This is a genomic window from Achromobacter sp. (assembly GCF_057314935.1).
In genome coordinates this window covers 1-7,136 of the sequence record NZ_DBHKZA010000149.1, presented here as the reverse complement: position 1 = coordinate 7,136, position 7,136 = coordinate 1, and the positions used below count along the sequence as shown (strand labels likewise).

Below are 7,136 nucleotides of genomic sequence, written 5' to 3'. Positions count from 1 at the left end.
GGCGGCCGGCTTGATAACCATAATCGGGGGATCCGAATTCATGAAAATAAAAAAACTCATCGAAGAACGCCGCCAAGGCGAGCGGGCTGCGGTCAGCGAGCGTGCCGACCCCTCGGATGCGGATTTGCTAGCCGCGCTGGACCAGTTGGATGGAGCGGAATTCAGCTCCATTGCGCTGGTGACGGAAGACGAAACCGTCATGGCGATCGGCGGCGGCGAGGGCTCCTATGTCGTGTCCATCACGCTGGACGACGACGCCCGCATCTACACGCTGGTCGATCCCGACAAATCCGAGGACCACGACCAGGACGTCGTAGTCGGCGGCCAGTCCGGCAGCTACCAGCAATATCAGTGCGTGGACCGCGAGCTCGCTCTGGCGGCGGTCAAGCATTTCCAGCAGGCCGGCGAGCCCTCGCCCGCGCTGCAGTGGGTCAGCGAATAGGCGCGTCGCGTCGATTCCAAGCACGCCTCCAATCTCCGCAATCCGCTTCCCCTTGCACTGCCTGCCCGCTATCCGTGGGCGGGCATCCGCGCCGGCTACGACTAAAGTCCGATGCGCGGGCCATGCCGCCGGAGTAACTTCCGGTCGGAATCTGCGCGTCGAAAAGTGGGTCAATCGGTAACCAGCTGCGATTTCATCATCGCAAGCGGGCCATCGCCGGCAACACGTACTCCCATTTCCGTACTCCGGAAAAATGGGGTCGTTGTCTGCGCGTGAAATATATCGATTTATGTCGCCCGTTGCCCGAAATACGCCGCAATTCCGGGTTTTCAGCAGTGCATATGCCTAGTTTCAGGGATAGACGAAATCTGTCAAAACCCGTCTAATTCTTGCGATCGGTCATCCCAATGACGTATGGATTTTCGCAAAAAGGCGTGGTTCTGCGGACGCATCAGCCTTGCCGAAAACATGAACAAGTAACAAACACCGGGTAAGGAGATTTTAATAATGTCAGCGACTGTGTTTTACGAACGGGCGGTTGCACTGGACCGTGCGGCGCACCAGAACACCAAAATCCAAATCCAGCCGGATCATTACGCTTTCGCGCTGGACACCAATGCGCTGCCCATCGCGGCCAGCGAATTCGCCGACGCCGGCCGTCATTACCCCATCGTTTTCGTGGGCGATGAAGCCGGCAATTTCCATGTGGCCGTGCTGCTGGGCCTGGAAGACAAGTCCAACCTGTTCGTGACCGAACTGGGCACCTGGAAGGCCGATACGTATGTGCCCGCCTTCGCGCGCCGCTATCCCTTCGTGCTGGGCACCACGTCCGAGGCCGACCGCCTGGCCGTGTGCATCGATGAGTCCTATCCCGGCATCAACACCGCCGACGGCGTGGCCTTGTTCGAAGACGGCAAGGAAACGGGCTACCTGACGCAGATGATGGAATTCCTGCGCGTGTTCCAGGGCGAAATGGAACTGACCAAGAACATGGCCAAGCGCCTGAACGAGCTGGGTCTGCTGGCTGCCAAGACGATCACCATCTCGCAAGCCGATGGCGACCGCTACCTGAGCGGCTTCTGGGTCGTGGACGAGCAGAAGTTCGCCGGCATCGACGACGCCCGCGTGGTCGAATTGCAACGCACCGGCATGCTGCGCCTGATCGAACTGCATCGCGCGTCGCTGGGCAACATCCAGCGCCTGGCCATGCAGCTGGACGAGCAGCGCCGCGTGAAGGCGCAGCAGCAAAAGGACGTGGCGTCCAGCACCGACGCTGCGCCCGTCGAGTCCGCGGCCTGATCCGCGGTCGGGGCCATGCTGACCGCCACCTTGACTCCCGCGATCGGTACGGCCCCCAGCCAGGCTGGCGCCGAGCCCGAGATCCATATCCCCCTGCACACGCTGCACGGAGAACCCCGGATCTGGGCGGACCGCCTGCTGTCCGTATTCAAGGGCAGGCAGATCGACGGGGTCGAGTGGTCGATGAAGTTCTCGGCCGCCGGCCTGGTGGGCAACCGGTTCATGCTGGGCATCCAGCGTGAGCACTGGCACCAGCTGGACCTGGCCACGCTGTCGCAGGCGCTGGCCATCCCGCAGTCGCTGTGGATGCGCGTGGTGCAAGACATGGAGCACGCACGCGCCATGTTCTTCGCCTACGAGCCCGACGGCGCGGCCGGCACCTACCGTGTGTATCTGGAATTCATGCCGACGCCCGAAGCGTTGCGCCAGCATGGCGTCTTGCCGCTGGGCTGTGGCTACAAATGGCATCCGGCCACGCAGCGCGAAGCCGCCGTGACCGGCTATCGGATGCGCTATCTGGAAGACCGCGCGGCGTTCGACGCCCATCTGGCGCCGTACCTGGCCAAGCTTGCCAATCCGGTGCTGCGGCAGGTGGCGCAGGGCATCGTGGCGCAGGCTTGCGCGCAGGCCGATCCCGCGGGTTTCATGTTCTTGGAAGTGGACGAAGCCGACACCCGGCGCGATTCGTTCACGCTCACCTTCCGTGGGGCGGATCTGCCCTTGCGGGCCTTCATCCCCGATCTCTTGCGACTGGCCGCCAGCCTGGCTTTGGCTGAAAGCGAGGTCCTGGGTTTTCTTTTGCCCGACGAACCGCGCAGCCTCTATAGCCTGGCTGCCGGCGCCGCGCGGGACGGACACGAGTTTCTGACTGTCTACTATGACTGACAACGACAAGCTTCTCTTCCGCCCGGCGCATGCGCGCAAGGGCCTGTTGGCGGTAGCCGTGCTGGCCGCGCTGAGCGTGGCGGGTTGCGCGTCGCGGGACCGGGCAGCCTCGGCGCCCGCCGCGGCGGCGCCAGCCTCGACCGGCGTCGCGTCTTCGGGCGTGCAGACGGAAAACGGCTCGCTCAAGATCGGCCAGCACACGCCGCAAGAGGATTCCGGCTTCGGCAAGGCCACCCCCAGCGCGCAGATGGACGAAGTGCCGCCCACGCCCGCGCCGCGTTTCGACGAGAACACCGTGCTGCCCGCGCCTGCGTCATACCTGGCGGAGAACATGCCGGCGTACAACGGCGCGCAGTTGCCCGACCAGTCCGACCCGATGACGCTGGACCAGGTCTACATGATGGCGCTGCAGAACGATCCGCAGCTGCAAGGCGCGTATCAGGAACTGCAGGCGGTGGGCTATGGCGTGATGTCCGCGCGCGCCGGCCTCTTGCCCAGCGTCAGCGGCGAGGTCAACCGCAGCCGCGTTCGACAGAACGTGGTCGACAGCGAAAACGCCGTCTATCAGACAGGCCGCGCCAACTGGGCCGAGAACGGCTGGGCGCTGACCCTGAACCAGCCGATCTTCGAACTGGGCGCCTATCACAAATGGCGTCAGTCGCAGGATGCCGAACGCAAGGAAGTGGCCAGCTACGCCTATGCGCAGCAAGACCTGATGCTGCGCACCGCCACCGCCTATCTGAGCGTGCTGGCCGCCCAGGATCAGATCGAACTGACCGAGGCCGAGCGCCGCACGACCCAGAAGCAAAAGGAATTGGTCCAGGCCCGCTTTCATAGCGGCCAGGAAACCCGCGTGGGCCTGAGCGAAGTGCAGGCCCGCCTGGACATCCAGGACGCCAACACCTTGCTGGCCAGGAACGATTACCTGGACAAGCAGCAAGCGGTCCAGGAAATCGTCGGCTATGGCAACCTGAAGCTGCGCCCGGTGCGCAAAGACCTGCCGATGACGCTGCCCGTGCCCAACGACCCCCAAGCCTGGCTGCGCACGGCGCTGGACCAGAACTGGTCGATCCGCGCGGCGTCGGCCGGCGTGGCCGTGGCCGAGAAAGAAGTGTCGGTGCAAAAGGCCGGCTACTACCCCAGCGTGAACCTGCGCGCCTCCACCGGCCGCAACGAAACCGGCGGCAGCCTGTTCGGCGGCGGCAGCACGGTGGCCGACACCCGCTTCACCGTGAACCTGTCCGTGCCGATCTTCCAGAGCGGCTACACGTACGGCATGAGCCATGCGGCGGCCAGCCGCCTGAGCGCGGCCTCGTCCGACCTGAGCCTGACGCGCCGCAAGGTGCAGCGCCAGCTGTTCTCGTCGTTCCAGAACATTGTGATCGGCATTGACCGGATCAAGGCGCTGAACAGCTCGGTGGAATCCTTCGAGTTGGCGTTGAAGCTGAAGGAAGAAGGCTTTCAGGCCGGGCTGAACGACATCGTCAGCGTGCTGGATGCCACGCGCAATCTGTACAACGCGAAGCGCCAGCAGGCCGAAGCTGGATACAACTTTTTGCTGGATGGCCTGAAGCTGAAGCAGGCCGCCGGCACGCTGAGCGCGGCGGATATCGCGGTGATCAGCCAGCAGATGCTGTAGCGGCAGGGCGGCAAGGGGGCGCGCGGCAGTTCGCGCGCCCTTGCCATAGGACGCAAGAGCAAGGCCACGTAAAAGCAGGGCCATCCGGGGGTGTACCGGATGGCTCCGAATCGTTTAATTCAGGGCGTTTCAGGCGCCCGCCAAAAAAGTGTCGAGCGACGATATGAGCATGAAGAAACTGGCGCGCAAACTCTGGACCGGCCGTTCCTCCCGCGAGGTGCAGCAATCCTTGTTCCGCAGGCGGCCGCTCTTCGAGGCGCTGGAGCGCCGTTATCTCATGTCGGCCGAGCTGCTGGTTCCGCCGCCGCCGCCCGCAAGCGACCAGGCCCCGATCGTTGCGCCAGCCAATCCCGGCGCCGCCGCCGCGGCCAGCGCCCAGGGCAAGAAGCCCAGCGCGCCCGGCTCGCATCCTTACCTTGTGGAACGCGCGGCCTTCAAGGCCGCCACCCAGCACAGCGAGATGCTGACGCTGGACCAATACGCCAAGGCCAACGCCACGCGCCAGGGCGACGCCAAGGCATGGCTGCCCGGGCAGGAAGCCAGCCAGGCCAAGCCGTCAGCGATGGCTGCCAACATCCCCGGCTACACCACGCAGTCGGACCAGACGCCGGTGCGCCAGATCATCTTCGTGGACCCGGCCGTCGATAACGCCGAGCAGATCGTGCAAGGCCTGTACGGCCTGATCAGCGGCAAGACCGAAGGCCTGGACGGGCTCTTGACCAAACCCAGCGGCGACGGCCCGCAAGTGCAGGTGCTGCGCGCGCACGACACCGAGATCATCGTGCTGGACGGCCGTTATGACGGCGTGGACCAGATCACGCAGATCCTGGGCCAGCACAAGGATCTGGCCGCCGTCCAGATCATGAGCCACGGCAGCGCCGGGTCGCTCACGCTGGGCACCGCCACGCTGGGCGAAGGGCAGCTGGACACCTACAAGGAACAGCTGCGCGCCTGGGGCGACGCCTTGTCGGAAGACGGTGACCTGCTGCTGTACGGCTGCAATGTCGCGGCCGGCAAGGGCGGCATCGCTTTCGTGGACAGTCTGTCCGCCATCACGCGCGCGGACGTGGCCGCGGCTACGCACACCGTGGGCAGCGCCGCGCTGGGCGGCGACTGGGTGCTGGACTACCGCAATGGCGTCATCGACGCCAATACGATCACGGTCGCCAGCTGGAATGGCGTGATGGCCAGCGCCACCGGCCTGCAATCGGGCGGCTCCACCTTGCAAGGCGTGGCCACCAATGACCACCTGATCGGCTACGGCAGCAATAACACGTTCGTGTTCGACAACAGCTCCACCGCCGCCGTCACGACGATCGAAGTGCGCCAGGGCATGAAGCAGGAAAACGGCGTCTGGGTCCGCAACGAGGACGACGAGAACAGCAACAACACGCTGGACTTCTCGGCCATCAAGGGCAACGTCACCGCCATCATCAGCAACAACGACGCCTACCAGATCCAGTATTCGACGGTGGACGCCGCCAACGTCTGGACGCAGCACACCATCAACGTGGTGTTCAAGTCGGCCGACGGCACGCAAAGCCTGAAGATCGGCGACAAGACCTTCAACCTGATCGGCACCGCGCTGGACGGCAAGACCTTGCTGGATTACAGCGGGTACGCCACCGGCGTCACGGTTGACCTGTCCGGCCCCACGGCCGACGCCAATGGCGAAGAAGTGCCGCCGCCGCCGCCGACCGGATTCGGCTATGTGCGAGCGATCAGCGGCGTCAAGGGTTCCACGCAGGGCGGCAACAAGATCACGGTCGTAGGCGACACCACCGTCACGATCAACCACTCGCAAGACATCATCAGCGGCAGCGGCGGCGGCAATACCTACATCGTCACCGGCGGCGCCATCGGTTTCACCCTGACCCAGCAGGCTGGCCAAAGCGGCAACACCCTGGACCTCTCCCAGTATGGCGTCGACGTAACGGCCCGCGTGCAGACGGACGGCGGCATCTCCGTGTACCTGGGCGCGGGGGTCGCGGCAGACGGCAGCATCAACAGCCTGAACGGCGCCACCGCGCTGGTCAGCAATCTTGACGTGCAGATGTTCTTCGGCGTGGCCGGCAAGACCACGCTGGACTACTCGGCCTACGAAGACAACGTCACCGTCAATCTGAACTTCCAGGACGGCAACACCGGCCTGTACGACGCCAGCGGCATGGCCGGCGTGCTGAACATCAGCAACGTCATCGGCGCGGGCGGCACCTATGGCAACGACATCGTCGGCAGCCTGGGCGACAACATCATTACCGTGGCCAACAGCCGCGGCCAGAACCGCATCAGCGGCGGCGGCGGCAACGATCTGGTGATCGGCAACCTGGCGACAGGCGGCGCAACGGAATACATCGCGGGCGTGGACAGCAACGCCACGTTGAGCGGCGACAAGACCTCGGCCACGTTGACGAACACGCCTTCCGGCGCGGGTCCCACCACCACGGTGACCCTGCGCGGCGTGAACGCCGTGACCTTGCAGGACTATCGCACCATCGACCCCACGGCGGCCGTGGGCACGACGAATCACGCCGGCACCAGCGTCACGCTGGACGGCACGAACTATCGCGGCGATCTCACCCTGATCGGCAGCGCGGGCGCCAACGTCCTGAAGGGCGGCTTGGGCCACAATACCTTTACGGGCTACCAGGGCGCGAACGAGCTCTGGGCGCAGGCCGGATCGCTCAGCAACACGCTGGACGAAAACGGCGAATGGAATTTCACGCTGACGAACACCGGCTTGACGGCCACGTACCAAACCGACGGCACGGCGCTGGCGGCAGGGCAGGCTGCGCCCACGCTGGCCAACACGCTGCATGGCGTGTTCAGCGACGCGCGCCTGAACGGCGGCCTGGGCTCCACGCTGATCGA

General features: G+C 64.9%; 5 protein-coding genes. All 5 read left to right on the top strand.

Going from position 1 to position 7,136, the window contains the following annotated elements; genetic code table 11:
- The first annotated feature begins 40 nt into the window (after positions 1-40).
- On the top strand, positions 41-442 hold the full coding sequence (locus ACO6D5_RS29065; protein WP_485827313.1) for an Imm1 family immunity protein: 402 nt from the start codon (positions 41-43) through the stop codon (positions 440-442).
- Between the two features lie 507 nt (positions 443-949).
- Entirely contained in the window at positions 950-1,741 is a 792-nt protein-coding gene (locus ACO6D5_RS29060; RefSeq protein WP_006227061.1) for a SapC family protein, read from the top strand.
- A gap of 15 nt (positions 1,742-1,756) precedes the next feature.
- Positions 1,757-2,626, top strand: a complete 870-nt coding sequence (locus ACO6D5_RS29055; RefSeq protein ID WP_315847459.1) for a hypothetical protein — start codon at positions 1,757-1,759, stop codon at positions 2,624-2,626.
- Positions 2,619-4,265 carry a TolC family outer membrane protein gene (locus ACO6D5_RS29050; RefSeq protein WP_485827312.1) on the top strand — a complete coding sequence of 549 codons (1,647 nt, stop codon included), beginning with the start codon at positions 2,619-2,621 and terminating at the stop codon, positions 4,263-4,265. The genes ACO6D5_RS29055 and ACO6D5_RS29050 overlap by 8 nt, the downstream gene beginning before the upstream one ends.
- A gap of 163 nt (positions 4,266-4,428) precedes the next feature.
- A partial coding sequence (locus ACO6D5_RS29045) for a DUF4347 domain-containing protein (RefSeq protein WP_485827311.1) occupies positions 4,429-7,136 on the top strand: 2,708 nt, incomplete at its 3' end.